At 44.6% G+C, this 417-nt stretch carries 1 protein-coding gene; it reads right to left on the bottom strand.

Annotated features, from left to right (window positions below):
- Positions 1-162: 162 nt before the first annotated feature.
- The coding region (locus DWW77_RS12920; RefSeq protein ID WP_147419593.1) for a zinc ribbon domain-containing protein at positions 163-417 on the bottom strand (255 nt) is incomplete at its 5' end.

The following is a 417-nucleotide window of genomic DNA, read 5'->3' as shown; positions in this document are numbered from 1 at the left end:
TTCGGATACCGTGACATGCTCCCCCCACTTAAATCTTACGATTTTGAAGTGGGGGCTTCCTGCTCGATTACCCTTTAGGGCAAAGCTAAAACAGGCTATCCCCGCGTGTCCCGCGGTTTTGTTTTTTATGTTTATCCGGTTACGGATTTTTTTCTTGTGCCGTCAGGCACATTCTTTATAGATTCTTTTTCCTTCTTCACGGATGTTGACTGCTGCATTCACATCCCGGTCCATCCTGTTTCCACATTCACAAACATACATTCTATCCGACAATGCCAGTTCCTTTTTCTTATGTCCGCATAGACTGCAGATCTTGCTGGATGCAAAATAACGGTCTACTTTTATAAGATGTTTTCCACATTCTTCCAGCTTGTATCCCAGCATGAACAGAAACTGCCCGTACCCGTTATCCTGCAC

This window comes from Ruminococcus sp. AF17-12 (assembly GCF_003479245.1).
Classification (GTDB): Bacteria; Bacillota; Clostridia; order Lachnospirales; family Lachnospiraceae; genus Blautia_A; species Blautia_A fusiformis.
The sequence above is the reverse complement of the archived record's forward strand: the minus strand, read 5'-3'. Positions and strand labels throughout refer to the sequence as shown.